We start from the raw sequence: 214 nt of genomic DNA, 5'->3' as shown, positions 1-214 counted from the left end.
CTGCAGAGCTGTCCTGCTGCGGGAGTCCCCGGCCTCGGTGGCGGCAGCGAGACCGAGCATGGCCTCGGCCGTCGCATCCGCTCCTCCGGCGATCAGCCAGGCGGGGAGCCTCTGCCCATCGCTTCTCACCCACTGGCCGGCGCGGGAGAGCGACTCGAGACCCAGCGCATCGAGGCACAGGTGCAGCCTTGCGAGGAGGAACGCCGCGAACTCC

1 pseudogene is annotated in these 214 nt (G+C 71.5%); it reads right to left on the bottom strand.

From position 1 onward, the window contains the following. Nucleotides 1–214 (bottom strand): annotated as a pseudogene (locus tag L687_RS29215) (hypothetical protein); the annotation flags it as partial.

Source organism: Microbacterium maritypicum MF109 (genome assembly GCF_000455825.1).
GTDB classification, from domain to species: domain Bacteria; phylum Actinomycetota; class Actinomycetes; order Actinomycetales; family Microbacteriaceae; genus Microbacterium; species Microbacterium maritypicum_A.
Note: the sequence above shows the minus strand (reverse complement) of the source record. Positions and strands in the feature narration are given on the sequence as shown.